17 protein-coding genes are annotated in these 16,530 nt (G+C 68.3%); 8 read left to right on the forward strand and 9 right to left on the reverse strand.

The window, feature by feature from the left end; all coding sequences use genetic code 11:
* Positions 1-170 precede the first annotated feature (170 nt).
* The 6 genes from ACTXG9_RS17570 to ACTXG9_RS17595 are packed head-to-tail and all read left to right on the forward strand — an operon-like array spanning position 171 to position 4,403.
* Complete coding sequence (locus tag ACTXG9_RS17570; protein WP_012510094.1) at positions 171-791, forward strand: LemA family protein; 621 nt, start codon at positions 171-173, stop codon at positions 789-791.
* A 3-nt stretch (positions 792-794) separates the two neighbouring features.
* The gene (locus ACTXG9_RS17575; RefSeq protein ID WP_021203181.1) at positions 795-1,682 is read left to right on the forward strand and encodes a TPM domain-containing protein; all 888 of its coding nucleotides are present in this window, start codon (positions 795-797) and stop codon (positions 1,680-1,682) included.
* Positions 1,682-2,176, forward strand: coding sequence for a TPM domain-containing protein (locus ACTXG9_RS17580; protein WP_134732208.1), 495 nt, complete (start codon positions 1,682-1,684; stop codon positions 2,174-2,176). The genes ACTXG9_RS17575 and ACTXG9_RS17580 overlap by 1 nt, the downstream gene beginning before the upstream one ends.
* A 51-nt stretch (positions 2,177-2,227) precedes the next feature.
* Positions 2,228-3,115: a prolipoprotein diacylglyceryl transferase gene (gene lgt / locus ACTXG9_RS17585; protein WP_134732206.1), complete on the forward strand. Its 888-nt coding sequence runs from the start codon at positions 2,228-2,230 to the stop codon at positions 3,113-3,115.
* Positions 3,112-3,906, forward strand: coding sequence for a thymidylate synthase (locus ACTXG9_RS17590; RefSeq protein ID WP_111099037.1), 795 nt, complete (start codon positions 3,112-3,114; stop codon positions 3,904-3,906). The genes lgt and ACTXG9_RS17590 overlap by 4 nt, the downstream gene beginning before the upstream one ends.
* Before the next feature lie 5 nt (positions 3,907-3,911).
* Positions 3,912-4,403: a dihydrofolate reductase gene (locus ACTXG9_RS17595; RefSeq protein WP_111099038.1), complete on the forward strand. Its 492-nt coding sequence runs from the start codon at positions 3,912-3,914 to the stop codon at positions 4,401-4,403.
* A 335-nt stretch (positions 4,404-4,738) separates the two neighbouring features.
* On the opposite strand, the gene ACTXG9_RS17600 is transcribed toward ACTXG9_RS17595, so the two are convergent.
* From ACTXG9_RS17600 to ACTXG9_RS17640, 9 genes are all read right to left on the reverse strand, one after another.
* Positions 4,739-5,761, reverse strand: a complete 1,023-nt coding sequence (locus ACTXG9_RS17600) for a symmetrical bis(5'-nucleosyl)-tetraphosphatase (RefSeq protein WP_021203186.1) — start codon at positions 5,759-5,761, stop codon at positions 4,739-4,741.
* Between the two features lie 15 nt (positions 5,762-5,776).
* Positions 5,777-6,160 carry a Co2+/Mg2+ efflux protein ApaG gene (gene apaG, locus ACTXG9_RS17605; protein WP_005412297.1) on the reverse strand — a complete coding sequence of 128 codons (384 nt, stop codon included), beginning with the start codon at positions 6,158-6,160 and terminating at the stop codon, positions 5,777-5,779.
* Positions 6,161-6,173: 13 nt separating this feature from the next.
* Entirely contained in the window at positions 6,174-6,977 is an 804-nt protein-coding gene (gene rsmA / locus ACTXG9_RS17610) for a 16S rRNA (adenine(1518)-N(6)/adenine(1519)-N(6))-dimethyltransferase RsmA (protein WP_021203187.1), read from the reverse strand.
* The gene (gene pdxA / locus ACTXG9_RS17615) at positions 6,974-7,954 is read right to left on the reverse strand and encodes a 4-hydroxythreonine-4-phosphate dehydrogenase PdxA (protein WP_019661120.1); all 981 of its coding nucleotides are present in this window, start codon (positions 7,952-7,954) and stop codon (positions 6,974-6,976) included. Before pdxA ends, rsmA begins: the two co-directional genes overlap by 4 nt.
* Positions 7,955-7,957: 3 nt before the next feature.
* Positions 7,958-9,304, reverse strand: coding sequence for a peptidylprolyl isomerase (locus ACTXG9_RS17620; RefSeq protein WP_019338102.1), 1,347 nt, complete (start codon positions 9,302-9,304; stop codon positions 7,958-7,960).
* Positions 9,301-11,802 carry an LPS-assembly protein LptD gene (lptD, locus tag ACTXG9_RS17625; protein WP_111099055.1) on the reverse strand — a complete coding sequence of 834 codons (2,502 nt, stop codon included), beginning with the start codon at positions 11,800-11,802 and terminating at the stop codon, positions 9,301-9,303. The genes ACTXG9_RS17620 and lptD overlap by 4 nt, the downstream gene beginning before the upstream one ends.
* Positions 11,803-11,891: 89 nt before the next feature.
* Positions 11,892-12,830: a histone deacetylase family protein gene (locus ACTXG9_RS17630; protein ID WP_021203189.1), complete on the reverse strand. Its 939-nt coding sequence runs from the start codon at positions 12,828-12,830 to the stop codon at positions 11,892-11,894.
* Positions 12,831-12,839: 9 nt separating this feature from the next.
* Positions 12,840-13,394, reverse strand: a complete 555-nt coding sequence (locus tag ACTXG9_RS17635) for a cob(I)yrinic acid a,c-diamide adenosyltransferase (RefSeq protein ID WP_019661123.1) — start codon at positions 13,392-13,394, stop codon at positions 12,840-12,842.
* A 10-nt stretch (positions 13,395-13,404) separates the two neighbouring features.
* Positions 13,405-13,989: a hypothetical protein gene (locus ACTXG9_RS17640; RefSeq protein WP_019661124.1), complete on the reverse strand. Its 585-nt coding sequence runs from the start codon at positions 13,987-13,989 to the stop codon at positions 13,405-13,407.
* A 107-nt stretch (positions 13,990-14,096) separates the two neighbouring features.
* On the opposite strand from ACTXG9_RS17640, the gene ubiH reads away from it, so the two are divergent.
* Both ubiH and ACTXG9_RS17650 read left to right on the forward strand, forming a co-directional pair.
* Positions 14,097-15,305 (forward strand): 2-octaprenyl-6-methoxyphenyl hydroxylase, encoded by a 1,209-nt coding sequence (gene ubiH / locus ACTXG9_RS17645; RefSeq protein ID WP_019661125.1) that lies wholly within the window; start codon positions 14,097-14,099, stop codon positions 15,303-15,305.
* Positions 15,302-16,483: a UbiH/UbiF family hydroxylase gene (locus tag ACTXG9_RS17650; protein WP_111102386.1), complete on the forward strand. Its 1,182-nt coding sequence runs from the start codon at positions 15,302-15,304 to the stop codon at positions 16,481-16,483. The genes ubiH and ACTXG9_RS17650 overlap by 4 nt, the downstream gene beginning before the upstream one ends.
* Positions 16,484-16,530 lie beyond the last annotated feature (47 nt).

Here is a 16,530-nt window from a genome sequence, read left to right on the forward strand (position 1 = left end):
ATGCGGCGACCGAGCTTACATGGACGTACTTGCAGCGGCCCCCAGCCGACCCACCCTCCCGGCCCACCCCGAGCTGGCTGGACCACACCGCGGAGGGGGCGGCGCCCGATGGCCGGTCTTTCACCCGAACCATGGCATGCTCGGCGCCAAGCCCACCCGGAACCGCCGCCATGCGCCTGTTCACCCGTGTCCTGCCCCTGATGCTGCTGGCCTCCCTGCTGTCCGGCTGCGGCTACAACGCCATCCAGCAGAAGGATGAGGCGGTCAAGGCCAGCTGGTCCGAAGTGCTCAACCAGTACAAGCGGCGCGCCGACCTGGTGCCCAACCTGGTGCAGACGGTGAAGGGCTTTGCCAGCCAGGAAGAGCGCGTGCTGACCGAAGTCACCAACGCCCGCTCGCGTGTCGGCCAGATCAACGTCAACGCCGATGACGAAGCCTCGCTCAAGCAGTTCCAGCAGGCCCAGGGCGAACTGGGTAGCGCGCTGTCGCGGCTGCTGGTGGTCACCGAGAACTACCCGGTGCTGAAGTCGGACCAGAACTTCCGCGACCTGCAGGCCCAGCTGGAAGGCACTGAAAACCGCATCACCGTCGCCCGTGGCCGCTACATCCAGCAGGTGCAGGACTACAACACCTACATCCGCTCGTTCCCGCAGGTGATCACCGCCAAGATCTTCGGCTACAAGACCAAGCCGAACTTCACCGTGGACAACGAAGCGCAGATCTCCAACGCGCCGGCGGTCGATTTCGGCAGCGCGCCGCAGCAGCAGCCGGCACCGCAGCCGGGCCACTGACCCATGCGCCTGGCCACTGCGCTGCTGGCCCTGCTGCTATGGCTGCCGCTGGCATCGCACGCCCAGCAGCTGGCGCCGGTTCCGGCGCTGGATTCGCCGGTGGTCGACACCACCGGCACGCTGGATGCCGCGCAGAAGCAGGCGCTGGTACAGCAGGCGCTTGACCTTCAGCAGCGCAAGGGCAGCCAGCTGCAGGTGCTGGTGGTACCCACCACCCAGCCGGAAGACATCGCCCAGTACACCACGCGGGTCTTCGACCAGTGGCAGATCGGCCGCAAGGGCGTGGATGACGGGGTGCTGCTGGTGGTGGCCAAGGACGACCGGCGCGTGCGCATCGAGCCGGGCTACGGCCTGGAAGGCGCGATTCCCGATGCCATCGCCAACCGGGTCATCCAGGAGTACCTGGTGCCACGCTTCCGCAGCGGCGACTACGCCGGGGGCATCACCGATGCCACCGCCGTGCTGGTCAAGCTGATCGATGGCGAAACGCTGCCCGCACCGGTCAGCGGTCATCGCGGGCGCGAGCCCGGCGGTGGCGGCGACACCTGGTTCCTGGCGCTGTTCATCGGCGTGTTCGCCGGCAGCATCCTGCGCGGCGTGTTCGCGCGCGTGCCGCGCCCGCTGCGTGGCCTGCTCGGCGGCGCTGGCGCAGCCGTGGCGGCGTTCCTGTTCACCTCCACCCTGCTGGCCAGTGGCCTGGCCGGCGTGGTCGGCCTGATCGTGGCGATGCTCTCCGGGCATCCGGGGCGCTTCGCCGGTGGCGGAGGCTGGGGCGGTGGCAGCTGGGGCGGCGGGGGCGGTTTTGGCGGAGGCGGTGGATTCGGCGGCGGAGGCGGCTGGGGCGGCGGCGGTGGCCGTTCCGGTGGCGGTGGTGCTTCGGGAGGCTGGTGATGATCCAACGTCTGTTCCGCCATGTATGTTCGCCGTCGGTACGTCGCGCGTTCCCGCCAGCCACGCTGCAGGCGATCACCGAGGCCATCGCCGCCGGTGAGCAGCGCCACGGCGGTCAGGTGATGTTCGCTGTGGAGGCCGATCTGCCTCTGTCCGCGTTGTGGCACAAGGTCACCCCGAGGCAGGCCGCCGAGCATGCCTTCGCACGCCTGCGCACCTGGGATACCGCCCAGAACAACGGCGTGCTGATCTACCTGCTGCTGGCCGACCATGCCATCGAGATCGTCGCCGACCGCGGCCTGCATGGCCGGGTCAGCCCGGCGCAGTGGCAGCGGGTCTGCACCCATCTGCGCGAGGGCCTGCGTGGTTCCAATCCGGTGGAAGCGCTGCAGGATGCCATCGACGAGGTTTCCAGCCTGATCGAAGGGCACTTCCCGGCCTCGACGCGGTCGAACGATGACGCGTTGCCGAACTCGCCCCAGCTTCTTGGTTGAGCCGGGGCGGCACTGGCCCGAGAATAGGCGTTCAACCGCAAGGCACCTTCCATGATCTATTTCCACGACATCGACCCCATCGCCCTCTCGCTGGGGCCGATCAAGGTGCATTGGTACGGCATCATGTACCTGCTGGGCTTCACCGCTGCCTGGCTGCTGGGACGCACGCGCATCGCCGCCGGTCGCCTGCCGGGCGTCGACGCCAACGGCTTCTCCGACCTGCTGTTCTACGCCATGCTCGGCGTGGTGCTGGGCGGGCGCATCGGCTACATGCTGTTCTACGCGCTGGGCGATTTCCTGCACAACCCGCTGCTGCTGTTCAAGGTATGGGATGGCGGCATGAGCTTCCACGGCGGCCTGCTGGGCGTGCTGGGCGCCTGCTGGTGGTGGTCGCGCAAGCACCGCCTGCACTTCTTCGACACCATGGATTTCATGGCGCCGCTGGTGCCGCTGGGCCTGGGTTTTGGTCGCATCGGCAACTTCATCGGCGCCGAGCTGTGGGGCAAGTACACCGACGGTACCTGGGGCGTGGTGTTCCCGTCGGGCCTGCCGGCGCCGCTGAACCAGTTGGACCACGCCACCTTGCAGGCGCAGTTCGCCACCGGCGCGCTGAACCAGTTCGCGCGCCATCCCTCGCAGCTGTATGAAGCGCTGCTGGAAGGCCTGGTGATGTTCGTGGTGCTGTGGACGGTCTCGGCCAGGCCGCGCCACCGCTACCTGGTCGGCGGCCTGTTCGCGCTGATGTACGGCCTGTTCCGCTTCGCCGTCGAATTCGTACGCATGCCCGACAACGGCGTCTACGTGGCCTTCGACTGGCTGACCCGCGGCCAGATCCTCAGCCTGCCGCTGATCGCCTTCGGCCTGGTGCTGCTGGTGATGTCGCGCCGCGCACCCGTGCTGCAGCCGCAACCGGTGATGGCTGCGGAGGGCAAGGCATGAAGGCCTACCTGGATCTGCTTGCGCATGTGCTGGAACATGGCGCGGAGAAGGGTGATCGTACCGGCACAGGCACCCGCAGCGTGTTCGGCTGGCAGATGCGCTTCGACCTCAACAAAGGCTTCCCGCTGGTCACCACCAAGAAGCTGCACCTGCGCTCGATCATCCACGAGCTGCTGTGGTTCCTGAAGGGCGATACCAACATCGGCTACCTGAAGGACAACCAGGTACGCATCTGGGACGAGTGGGCCGACGAGAACGGCGATCTCGGCCCGGTCTACGGCAAGCAGTGGCGCAGCTGGGCCACCGCCGATGGCCGCGAGATCGACCAGATGCAGTGGCTGGTGGACGAGATCAAGCGCAACCCCGATTCGCGCCGGCTGGTGGTCAGCGCCTGGAACGTGGGCGAGCTTTCGCAGATGGCGCTGATGCCGTGCCACAACCTGTTCCAGTTCTACGTGGTGGACGGCAAGCTCAGCTGCCAGCTGTACCAGCGCAGCGGTGACATCTTCCTCGGCGTGCCGTTCAACATCGCCAGCTATGCGCTGCTGACCCACATGGTGGCGCAGGCCACCGGCCTGGGAGTGGGCGACTTCGTGCACACGCTGGGTGACGCGCACCTGTACTCGAACCACTTCGAGCAGGCCCGCGAGCAGCTGGCGCGCGAACCGCGCGCGCTGCCCAAGCTGTGGTTGAACCCGGAGGTGACCGACCTGTTCGGATTCCGGTTCGATGACATCCGCATTGACGGCTATGACCCGCACCCGGCGATCAAGGCGCCGGTGGCGGTGTGAGTGCCATGAAGCTGTCGATGATCGTGGCGCTGGACCGCAACCGTGGCATCGGCCAGGGCAATGCCATGCCCTGGCACCTGCCGGATGATTTCAAGCACTTCAAGGCGCTCACCTTGGGCAAGCCGATCCTGATGGGGCGCAAGACGGCCGAGTCGATCGGCCGCGTACTGCCGGGGCGCACCAACCTGGTGCTGACCCGCAGCGGCCAGGTGCCGTTCGCGGGCATGCGCGCGGTGGCGTCGCTGGACGAGGCCAAGGCGATTGCCGAAGGCGAGGGCGCCCGCGAGCTGTGCATCATCGGCGGCGGCGAGATCTTCCATCAGCTGCTCGACCAAGCCAGCGACCTGTACCTGACCTGGGTCGATGCCGAAGTGCCTGCCGATACCCATTTCCCCGAAGTCGACATGCGGGACTGGCGGGAAGTCAGCAGCGAGCCGCACCCGGCCGACGAACGCCACGTCTACGCGTTCCGCTTCGCGCACTACGTGCGCCGCTGATCGCGCAAATACCAACGAAAACACCGACGGGGATATCGACGGGGATATCGACGGGGTAGAGTCGACTGTTAGTCGACTGCTCTCGGCGGCCCCCCGAAAAACCCGCGCTGCGCGCGATAGTCGACTGACAGTCGACTCTGCCTGGGCTGTCGCTACGGCATCCGGTAATGCCCGATGATGGCGTGCTGGAACCGCGGGTCCTCTTCGCGCGTGCTGCGCCCAGCGGCGAAGACGCGCAACGGCTGCGATGGACCGTGGGCGGTGCTTCCACCGCCGGTGGTGGCCGGGCCCGGAGTGGGCAGCGGCACCCGTCCATGGTGCCGGGAACGATCAGGTCACGCCTGCGGCGGGGCCCCGTTGTTGCCAGGGCCTGCGGAGCCGCCCCCACCGCCGCCACGGCGACGACGGCGGCGCGGGCCACGGTTGCCCGGGTTGGGGGCCGCGGCGTTGGCCCCGCCCGGATCCCTGCCCTGCGCCGATGCAGCCGGGCGCTCGCGTGCTGGTCGCGCTGGCGTGCGTGCGTTGGGCACGGGTGCGGGGACATCGCGGCCCGGCACCTGCACCACGCGCAGTTCATCGGTATCGAGCTGGATCGCGGTCAGCTTGCCGCCCCAGACTGCGCCGGTGTCGATGGCATGCACGCCCTGGGTGATGGTCAGGCCCAGCGCCGACCAGTGGCCGCAGACGATCTTCAGGTCGCGCTCGACCCGGCCTGGCACTTCGAACCAAGGGTACAGTCCCTGTTCCTGCGTGCCCGGCGTGCCCTTGTCCTCGATGCCGATGCGCCCGCGCGGGGTGCAGTAGCGCATGCGGGTGAGCACATTGATGATCGCCCGTGAACGGTCGTAGCCGGACAGGTTCGGCGCCCAGCTCGGCTTGTCGCCGTACATGTTGCGGAACAGCTTGCGGTAGCCGGCACCGTGCAGTTGCGCCTCGACCTCGGCGGCATGCTTTTCGGCCATCTGCGTGGTCCACTTCGGTGCCAGGCCGGCGTGCACCATCATCCAGCCCAGCTCGCGATCCACGTGCACCAGCTTCTGCAGGCGCAGCCAGTCCAGCAGTTCGTCGCGGTCCTCGGCCTGCACGATGCGCAGCAGGTCCGGATTGACCTTGCGCTGTTCCTCTTCGGTGCGTGCACCGACGGCCAGCAGCGAAAGGTCATGGTTGCCCAGCACCACCACGCTGTGCCCGCGCAGCGAATGCACCAGCCGCAGCGTTTCCAGCGACTGGCCACCGCGGTTGACCAGGTCGCCGCAGAACCACAGGGTGTCCTGCGCCGGGTCGAAGCGGATCTTCTCCAGCAGGCGCTGGGTGACGTCGTAGCAGCCCTGCAGGTCGCCGATCGCCCACACACTCATCGTCCGGCCTCCGTGTCAGTGCAGGGTACGCGGGATGGCCAGCACGAAAGGTGCGACCGGCGCGGCGAATTCGGTGCCGTCGTCGGCGACCATGTCGTAGTGGCCCTGCATGGTCCCGTGATCGGTCCCCAGCATGACACCGGACGTGTAATGGAAGTCTTCACCGGGACGCAGGCGCGGCTGCTCGCCGATCACCCCGTCGCCATCGACATGCTCGACGCGGCCATTGGCATCGGTGATGCGCCAGTGGCGTGCAACCAGGCGCGCGGCAACACGGCCCTGGTTGTGGATGCGGATCGTGTAGGCGAACGCATAGCGCCCGTCTTCCGGCGCGGATTGGTCGTCGAGGAAGCGCGGTGCGACTTCGACGGAAATGGCGTAAACGTCAGCGTCTTCCATACCGGCAGTGTAATCAGGAGGCATTGGCCAAAGCGATGAATTCAGCCACATCCAGCTGTTCGGCGCGGGCATCGGGGCGCACGCCGGCGGCGACGAACTGCTCGGCCGTCACGACGTTGTTGAGCGCATTGCGCAGGGTCTTGCGGCGCTGCCCGAAGGCGGCCTTGACCACCTCGGCGAAACGGGCGTGGTCGTTGATGTTGATCGAGGCCGGGTCACGCGGCACCAGCCGTACCACGGCCGAATCGACCTTCGGCGGCGGCCGGAACGCGCCCGGCGGCACCACGAACAGCGAGGTCACCTGGCAATAGGCCTGCAGCATCACGCTGAGGCGGCCGTACACCTTGCTGCCGGGGCCGGCGGCCATGCGGTCGACCACTTCCTTCTGCAGCATGAAGTGCATGTCGCGGATCACCGCGGCATGTTCCAGTGCATGGAACAGGATCGGCGAGGAGATGTTGTAGGGCAGGTTGCCGACCAGGCGGATCGGCTGGCCGGCAGCCAGCTCGGTGAAGTCCACGCGCAGCACGTCGCGGTGGACGATGGTCAGCTCGCCCAGCGGCTCGGCGGCGGCGGTCAGCGGCGCGATCAGGTCGCGGTCGAACTCGATCACCGTCAGTTTCGGATGCACGCGCAGCAGCGGCAGGGTGATCGCGCCCTGGCCGGGACCGATCTCGACCAGGCGATCGCCTTCTTTCGGGTTGACCGCCATCACGATCTTGTCGATGTAGTGGCGATCGGCCAGGAAATGCTGGCCAAGCTGCTTCTTGGCCGGTGCGGTGAACACCGGGCCGGAGGGGGAATGCGGGGAATTCATGCGCTCAGTGTACGTTGCCGCGCAAGCTGCGCACACAGCGTCGTTGCCGCCTGCAGGCTGGAAGGATCGGCAATGCCGCGGCCGGCCAGGTCCAGCGCGGTGCCATGGTCGACCGCCACGCGCGGGTAGGGCAGGCCCAGGGTCAGGTTCACCGCCTGCTCGAAACCGGAGTACTTCAGCACCGGCAGCCCCTGGTCGTGGTACATCGCCAGCACGGTGTCGAAACCGGCCAGCTTGGCCGGCAGGAACGCGGTATCGGCCGGCAGCGGCCCGACCAGGTCCATGCCCTCCGCGCGCAGGCGCTGCAGCAGCGGGATGACCAGGTCCAGTTCCTCGCGGCCCAGATGGCCGTCTTCGCCGGCGTGCGGGTTCAGGCCGAGCACGGCGATGCGTGGCGCGGGCAGGCCGAACTCGCGGCACAGCGCGGCGTGCACGGTGCGAAGGGTGTGTTCCAGGCTGGGCGCGGTGATCGCATCGGCCACCTCGCGCAGCGGCAGGTGGGTGGTGGCCAGGGCCACGCGCACGATGGGGTTGGCCAGCATCATCACCACCTTCACCCCGGCCTGGTCGGCCAGCAGTTCGGTGGTGCCACTGTAGGCGATGCCGCCTTCGTTGATGACTGCCTTGTGCACCGGGCCGGTGACCACGCCGTGCAGTTCGCCGGACAGGCAGGCCTGGCCGGCAGCGAGCAGGGCGCCGATGACGGCCCCGGCATTGGCCGGGTCGGCCTGGCCGAAGTGGCTGGGCATGGCATTGGCCACCGCGCGCACACGCAGGTCGCCCGGGGCGCGGGCTTCGGCGTCCTCGGGCAGCAGCTGCAGGGGCAGGTTCAGCGCGACGGCGGCCGCGCGCAGGGTATCCGGGTCGGCGAAGGCCAGCAGCCGGCAATCTTCACGCGGCTGCTGGACGAGGCGGACACACAGCTCCGGGCCGATCCCGGCGGGCTCGCCCGGTACCAGAGCGAGCTCGGGGCGCATCGGTCAGGACTGCGGCGGCGTGGCGGTATTTTCCGCGCGGTCCCCGCTGCGGAAGCTGACATAGGCTTCGCCACGCAGTTCCTGCAGGAAGCGGTTGTACTCGTCTTCCAGCTTGCGGCGGCCGATGGTCTCGCGGATCTGGGCGCGCTGGTTGTCGTTGGTCACGTCGGTCTGGCGGGTGGCCACGCGCTGCACGATGTGCCAACCGGCATCGGTGCGGAACGGCTGGCTGACGCCGCCGTCCTGGATGCCGGCCACCTGCTGACCAAACGCCGGACCGAACGCGTCGACCGGGAACCAGCCCAGATCGCCGCCCTGGCCCTTGCTGTTGTTGTCCTCGGAGGATTCCTTGGCCACGGTTTCGAAATCCGCGCCGCCGGCGATGCGGGCGCGCAGGGTATCGATCTTGGCCTTGGCGGCAGCGTCGGTCTGGTGATCGTCCACGCGCACCAGGATGTGGCGGCCGTGGTATTCGGTGACCGTGTGCGCGCCACCGCTGGCGGCGCTGGCATCACGCACTTCCACCAGCTTCAGCAACTGGAAGCCGCTGGGGCCGCGGATCGGGCCGACCACTTCGCCGGGCTTCATCTTTTCCATCAGCTGGGCAAAGGCCTGCGGGATTTCATCCAGGCTGCGCCAGCCCAGATCGCCGCCTTCCAGCGCGTTCGGGCTGTCCGAATAACGCACGGCGGCAGCGTTGAAGTCCAGCTCACCCTTGTCCAGCAGGGCCTTCACGCCCTCGGCCTTCTTCTGGCCGGTGGCGATCTGGTCGGCGTTGGAGCCGTCGGGCAGGGCGATCAGGATGTGTGCCAGGTGGTACTGGTTGCCCACCGTGGCCTGCTGCTTCAGCGCGGCGTCCACTTCACCCTCGCTGACGCTGATGCGGCTCTGCGCGAAGCTCTGGCGCAGGCGCTGCACAGTGATTTCATCGCGCACCGAAGCACGGAAATCGTTGAAATCGATGCCGTCGTGGGCCAGGCGCTGGCGCAGTGCATCCAGGTCCGAGCCGTTCTGCTGGGCGATGGCATTCATCGCCTGGTTCAGCTCCTGGTCGCTGACGCGGATGCCGCTGCCCTGGGCGCGGGCGACCTGCAGCTTGACCAGCACCAGTCGCTCGAGCACCTGGCGGCTGAGCACGTCTTCCGGCGGCAGCTGGTTTTCACGGCCGGCGTACTGCGCCTTGATGTTGGCGATCGCACGCTGGAGCTCGCTCTGCAGGATCACGTCCTCGTCGACGACGGCGGCGATGCGGTCCAACGGCTGCGCCTCCTGCGCGAGCACCTGCAGGGGGGCGGACACGCTGGACACCGCCAGCAGGGAGGCGAGAAGAACGGGGAAGCGCTTGGTCATGGGATCTGATTCGGATCGTAGTCATCGCGGGTCACCCCGGTGTTGCTGGGCGGCACGAGATAGAGGTCGTCGCGGTTGTAGCCGAGGATAGCACGGCGCAGGGTGCGGTCCGTGTCCTGGCCGATGGAGCTCAGGCCCTTCAGGACGAACTCCACCTGGATGGAATTGTTCATCTCGCCCTCGCGATTGCGGACGTAGCGGCGGCCGACCACGCGCACGGCCAGGCAGCAGCTGTCCCACTGCACGCCGCCGATGATTTCCAGCGGCTCCTTGTCCTGCAGCGAGTAGTAATAGCGACCGACCAGGCTCCAGCGCGCATTCAGCGGGTACAGGAACGACAGGTCAGCCTGCTCCAGCAGGGTGCGGTCATGCTTGTTGGCCGTCGCCGGGGCGCCGGCGTTGATGCGGTAGCGGTAGCTCAGGTTGATCACGCCATCGTTGGGCATCAGGTAGCGGGCGCGGACGCTGGCCAGATCCTCGCGCTTGTACTTCGGGTCCCACTGGTAGGTGGCGCCCAGGGTCCAGCGGTCGTTGATCATGTAGTTGCCGTCGGCGATCCACGCCGACTTGCCCTTCTCTACCGGCGCGCCGCCCGGCGTGACGGTCACTCGCGACTCGTCGAAGTACTGGATCTGGCCGATCGAGGCCGAGAACCGCTCCTTGCCGGTGGTCTGGTCGATGAAACGGGTACTCAGTGCCAGGGTCAGCTGGTTGGCATCGTTCTGGCGGTCGGCGCCGGTGTAGCGCGAATCGCGGAACAGCTGGCCCCAGCTGAAGGTGAAGTCACGGGTGTCGAAGATCGGCAGTTCGTCCTGGTTGCGGTACGGCGTGCGCAGGTAGAACAGGCGCGGCTCCAGCGTCTGCAGGAAGGACTTGCCGCGGATGCTGGTCTCGCGGTCGAAGAACAGGCCGGCGTCGATGCTGCCGATCGGCAGGCTGCGGCTGGGCGAGGTGTTGCCGCGCAGCTGTTCCGGGGTGGCGGTGGTCGGGTCGATGCCCTGCGAGCGCAGAATCTGGCCACGGATGCCATTCACGCCGTCGACCAGGCCGCGATCGAGCTGGTAGGCCGTATACCGATACGCCAGGGTCGGCGTGATGTACCAGGCCGCGCCGCTGATGGGGAACGACACGTACGGCTTCACGTCCAAGCGCGAACCACCGCTCACACCGATTCCGGATTTCTGTTGGACGCCATTGCGCGTGTACTGCAGGTCCGGACCGGCATCGGCGCCGTACTTGAAGTTGATGTCGTCGTGGGTGAAGCGCACGGCCTCGGCGTAAATGCCGGTTTCCAGCCACGGCAGGATCGGCTTGTCCCAGTTGAAATACAGGCGCGGCTGGCGGTTGTAGGGCAGCGCGCTCTCGTTGAGGGTGTAGTCGGTCAGTTGCCAGCGGTCGGCCATGATCCCGGCCGTCCAGTTCTGGCCGGTGCCGTACAGGCCAATGGTGCTCTGCAGGTTGGAGGCGGTCACGCCCACCAGGCGGTTGGCGAAGTCCTCGACATAGCGCTCGTCGCTCACCCAGGCCAGGTTGGCGCGGGCCTGCCAGTGGCTGTTCACGTTGTGGTAGCCGTCGAACATCACCCGGCCGCGGTCGCGGTCGCGCAGCCTGTCGTTGGGCATGTAGCTGGTCAGCACCTCGCCACGGCCGCCGTTGTAGAGGTAGCGGAACTCGTTGTCGAGCAGCAGGCCGCGCCGGCTCATGTAGCGCGGGGTCAACGTGTCGTCGTAGTTCGGCGCCAGGTTGAAGTAGATCGGCTGCGCGTAGTCGAAACCGTTGCGGCCGGACATGCCCAGCTGCGGGAACAGCAGGCCGGTCTTGCGGCGGTCATCGATCGGGAACTTGAAGTACGGCGCCCACAGCACCGGCACCTTGCCGATGCGCAGTACGGCGTTGCGGGCCGTGCCGAAGCCTTCGTCGTTGTCCACTTCGATCTGCGGCGCCGACAGCTTCCACACCGGCTGTGACGGGTCGCAGGTGGTGTAGGTGGAGCGGTGCATCTGGCCGACCGCGCCCTGCAGGTCGACCGACTCGGCATCGCCGTTGCCGCGGCGCGACACCAGCTGGTACTTGATGTCGGTGATCTTGTGGGTGTCGCTTTCCTGGTTGCCTTCGGCGCGCTTGGCGACCATCCGGATCGACCCGTCCTGGTAGCGGACATTGCCGTCGGCGATGTAGTTGCCGGTCTCGGTGTCGAAACTGAGCTTGTCGGTACCGACGAACTGGTCGCCGCGGCGCAGCGCCACGTTGCCCTCGTACTGCGGCACGGTGGTGGTACCCAGCAGCTGGTCGCCTTCGATGTCGGTCGGCTGGTTCTCGCGGGCGGCCGCAGCGGCAGCCTTGTCCTGGCCCGGGACCGGCGTGGGGGCGTCGGTGAACGCGGGAATGACGTCGGTGGCCGGGCACAGGCCCCAGTTGAGCGGCTTATCATCAGCCATTGCCGGAAGGCTGATGGCGATGCTCAGAGGCAGGGGAAGCAGGCGGAGGGCTCGGCGCACGCGGTTCGGATTCGGGCGAAAACGGACGGTAGCTTGCCCCATCCCTTGCATAGGGGCAATGAAGGACGCCGGAGCCTGCCGGTTCGGGTTCATCCGGCGGAGGTGCCGGCGGATGGCGCAAGCAGGGCCTGGACATGGGCCACGCTGCACTCGGCCAGGGCCTGCAGGTCATAGCCGCCCTCCAGCATCGACACCACCCGGCCAGCCGCGTGGCGGCGTGCCAGCGCGTGCAGCTCACCGGTGATCCAGGCGAAATCGTCGGTCTCCAGCATCAGATCCGCCTGTGGATCACGCAGGTGGGCATCGAAGCCGGCCGAGATCAGCAGCAGCTGCGGGCGGAAGTCGTCGATGGCCGGCAGCATCTCGTCGGCCCAGACGTTGCGGAAGCGGAAGCCGCCGCTTCCCGGCGGCAGCAGGATGTTCATCAGGTTGCCGGCACCGCGGTCGCGGCGCAGGCCGGAATTGGGGAACAGCCCGGCCTGGTGGGTGCTGTAGTACGAAACCCGGGCGTCATGCTGGAAGATGTCCTGGGTGCCATTGCCGTGGTGCACGTCGAAATCGACCACCGCGATCCGTTCCAGGCCATGGCGGTCGCGGGCATGGGCGGCGGCGATGGCGATGTTGTTCAGCAGGCAGAAGCCCATCGCGGTGCTGCTGGTGGCGTGGTGGCCCGGTGGGCGTACCGCGCAGAAGGCCAGCGGGTCCTCGCCCAGCATCACCGCATCGACTGCGGCCACACCGGCACCGGCGGCGTGCACGGCGGCGCTGGCCGAGCCCGGCGAGGTCCAGGTGTCCATGTCCAGCTGGCGCAGCGGTGCGGTCTGCGGCTGCAGCACGAAGTCGAGCAGGGCGCTGTCGTGGACCCGGGTCAGTTCGCCGAACTTCGCCGGCGGCGCCTCGCGCCAGTCCAGCTGGCCGGGGAAGGCGGTGTGCAGTGCGTCCAGCACCTGCTGCAGCCGTTGCGGGCATTCGGGATGGCCGGGACCGGGGTCATGCAGCAGGCAGGACGGGTGGGAATAGACCAGCATCGTGCCGACTCAGCGCTGGCGCTGCTGTGGCTGCCACAGCGCTTCGCCATGGCCGTCGGCGCGGGCCAGCACCCGGGCCAGCACGAACAGCAGGTCCGACAGCCGGTTGAGGTATTGCAGCGCCTCGCTGCGGACGGCCTCGTGGCGGGCCAGGGTGACCGTCTCGCGCTCGGCGCGGCGGACGATGGTGCGGGCCAGATGGCAGCGCGCGGCAGCTTCGCCGCCGGCCGGCAGGATGAATTCCTTCAGCATCGGGAGGTTGGCGTTGTAATGGTCCAGCTGCTGCTCCAGGGCCGAGACGTCGGCGGCATGGATCGCGGCGTGGCCGGGAATGCACAGCTCGGCGCCCAGATCGAACAGCTGGTGCTGCAGATGCACCACCAGCGCGCGTACATCCTCGGGCAGGGGCGCGGCCAGCAGCAGGCCGAGCGCGGCGTTGGCCTCGTCGACGGTACCGAAGGACGCCACGCGGGCGTCATCCTTGGCCACGCGTTGGCCGTCGCCAAGGCCGGTACTGCCGTCGTCGCCGGTGCGGGTGTAAATGCGCGAGAGGCGATGACCCATGGCGCGCGGCTCAGTGGCGGATGTCGCGGCGGGCCTGCTGGAGCTTCAACACCTGCTCCACGGCCAGCTGCAGGGCAGCGGCCAGCGCCACATAGATCGCCGTAGTGCGCAGGTAGGGCCCGAACCACTGCGCGTAGTTCTGTGCCCAGCCGGCCAGCGTCGGCTCGGCCACGTTACGGCTGGTCCAGTAGAAGCCACCCTGCGCCAGCAGGTGGCAGATCGCCACCGACGCGACCAGCAGCAGCGCACCCTTGGCCAGCACCGGCCAGCGCGCGCCCTGGTAGTTGCGGCCCAGCAGCATGCCGCCGGCCCACAGCGAGAAGTACGCCGGCAGCAGCAGCCAGTAACCCGGTGACACGCAGTAGTGCTGCCAGAAATCCAGGCCGCTGCTGCGGATCACGATCCAGTCCACCAGCACGGCGAACACCATCAGCAGCGGAAACGCCCAGCGTGTCCACGTGGCCAGATAGAAGCCACCGATGAAGAACACCGCCCAGGAGGCATCCGGAATGGCCGCGAAGTGGTTGACCCGGGTCGCCGCCAGCAACAGCACGAGGACGGACAGGACGAAGGCGCGGTTGGCGGTGGCGGACATGGCAGCGGGCCCGGAGCGGATTCAGGTTTCATTCTAGCCCGCCGCGCCGGTTGGCGCAGGCGCCGCTTGTTCGGCGTACAGTCGGGGCGAGCGCGTATCATGAACACATGAGTGAACGACATGACGTGCTGATTGTCGGTGGTGGCCTGGTGGGTGCCAGCCTGGCCATCGCCTTGGACCGGCTGGGCCGCGACGTGGGCCTGCTCGAGGCCAGCCCGGCCGGCGAGCTGCCTGCGGTGTTCGACCAGCGCAATCTCAGTTTCGCCGCTGCCACCGTCAATGCGCTGACCGCGCTGGGGGTGATGCAGAAGCTGGCGATGGCACCGGGCCCGATCCGGCGCATCCATGTCAGTCGTGCCGGCGATTTCGGCCGTGTGCAGCTCGAAGCGGCCGATTACGACCGGCCGTGGTTCGGCCAGGTGGTGGTCGCGCGCGATTTCGGCCAGGCGCTGGAAGCGCGGCTTCAGGAGCTGCCGCGCCTGCGCCGTTATCGGCCGATGCGGTTCCTGGGACTGGGCGAGGTGGTGGACGGCTACCGCCAGGTGCGGGTGGCTGACGAGGCGGGTGAACGCGTGCTGCTGGCACGTCTGGTGGTGGGGGCCGATGGCACCACCAGCGGCGTGCGTGGCGCGCTGGGCATCGAGGTCGACCGCCATGATTTCCAGCAGACCCTGTTCGTCGCCCGCGTGCGCAGCCAGCGTGCGCCGGATGGCACGGCCTGGGAGCGCTTCACCGATACCGGCCCGACCGCCCTGCTGCCGCGCGGTGACCGCCACTTCGGCACCGTGCATGGCGTGGCCCGCGATCAGGCCGATGCGGTGATGGCGCTGGACGATGCGGCCTGGCTGCAGCGCCTGCAGGACGCGATCGGCTGGCGTGCCGGCCGCCTGCTCGAATCCGGTCCACGCAGCGCTTATCCGCTCATCCAGGTGCTGGCGCGCGCATTGGCCGGTGAACGCACGGTGCTGCTGGGCAATGCCGCGCAGACCATCCATCCGCTGGGTGCGCAGGGCTTCAACCTGGGCCTGCGCGATGCGCTGACCCTGGCCGAACTGCTGGAGAATGCGCATGAGGATGCCGGCAGTGATGCATTGCTGCAGGCCTATGTTGCACGCCGCGAGGAAGACCGCCGGCAGACGGTGGCGTTCTCCGGCGGCCTGGCACGGCTGACCAGCAACCCGGCGCCACTGATGCGGCCGCTGCGCAGCCTCGGTCTGGTGGCCGCACAACGCGCCTCGGTGCAGTCGATGCTGGTCGGTGGTGCGATGGGCTTCCGTGGCGAAGTACCGCGGCTGTGCCGTGGAGAAACCGCATGAGCCGCCGCACGCGTCTTGATGTGGCCATCGTCGGTGGTGGCGTGGTCGGTGCCGCGTGCGCGCTGGCGCTGGCCGATGCCGGCCTGTCGGTGGCGTTGGTGGAAGGCCGTGAACCGGCGCCGTGGCAGGCCGCACAGCCTGACCTGCGCGTGTTCGCCTTTGCCGCCGACAACGTGCAGCTGTTGAACCGCCTCGGCGTGTGGCCGGCGATCGCCCAGGCCCGTGCCTGGCCCTACCGGCGCATGCAGGTGTGGGATGCGGCCGGTGGCGAAGATCTGCTGTTCGATGCCGATCGCTTCGGCCGTCGCGAACTGGGCTACATCGTCGAGAACGGCCTGCTGCAGGACCGCCTGTGGGCGGCGCTGCCGGCGGCGGGCGTGCAGCTGCACTGCCCGGCACGGGTGGACGCGCTGGAGCAGGACGAGGATGGCGTGCGCCTGCGCCTGGATGACGGTCGCCGCCTGGAAGCGGCGTTGGCGGTGGCCGCCGACGGTGCCGAGTCGACCCTGCGCCAGATGGCCGGGATCGAGGTTGAAAAGCATGACTACCACCAGCGTGGCGTGGTGGCCTACGTGGACAGCGATCTTCCCAACCAGGCCACGGCCTGGCAGCGTTTCCTGCCGGGCGGGCCGCTGGCGCTGCTGCCGGTGGCCGAGCGCCGCAGCTCGATCGTCTGGACCCTGCCCGAGGATGAAGCGGCTCGCGTGCTGGCGTTGGACGAGGACAGCTTCAACCGCGAACTGACCCGCGCCTTCGCGGCGCGCCTGGGCGAACTGCGTCTGGCCTCGCCGCGTGCGGCGTTCCCGCTGCGCCGCCAGCTGGCCCGTCACTATGTGGCCGGCCGCGTGCTGGCGCTGGGCGATGCCGCGCATGTGGTGCACCCGCTGGCCGGGCAGGGCGTGAACCTGGGGTTGCGCGATGTCGCTGCCCTGCAGCAGTGGCTGGCGCCGTCGGCCGAGCGCCGCGGCCAGCCGCGGCTGTCGCCGCAGCGCCTGCAGCGCTGGGCACGCGAACGGCGCAGCGACAACCACATCGCCGCCTACAGCTTCGATGCGATCAACCGCCTGTTCTCCAACGACGAAATGCACCTGACCCTGGCCCGGGGCCGTGCGCTGGGCTGCGTCGGCCGATGGCCGCCGCTGGTGCAGGCGTTCTGGAAGCGCGCCGCCGGCGTCTGAAGCAAAAAGGGGACGGAGGGGATTAAGTCGTTTGTGCACATACGACT

The sequence above is a fragment of the Stenotrophomonas maltophilia group sp. LNF247 genome, assembly GCF_054083135.1.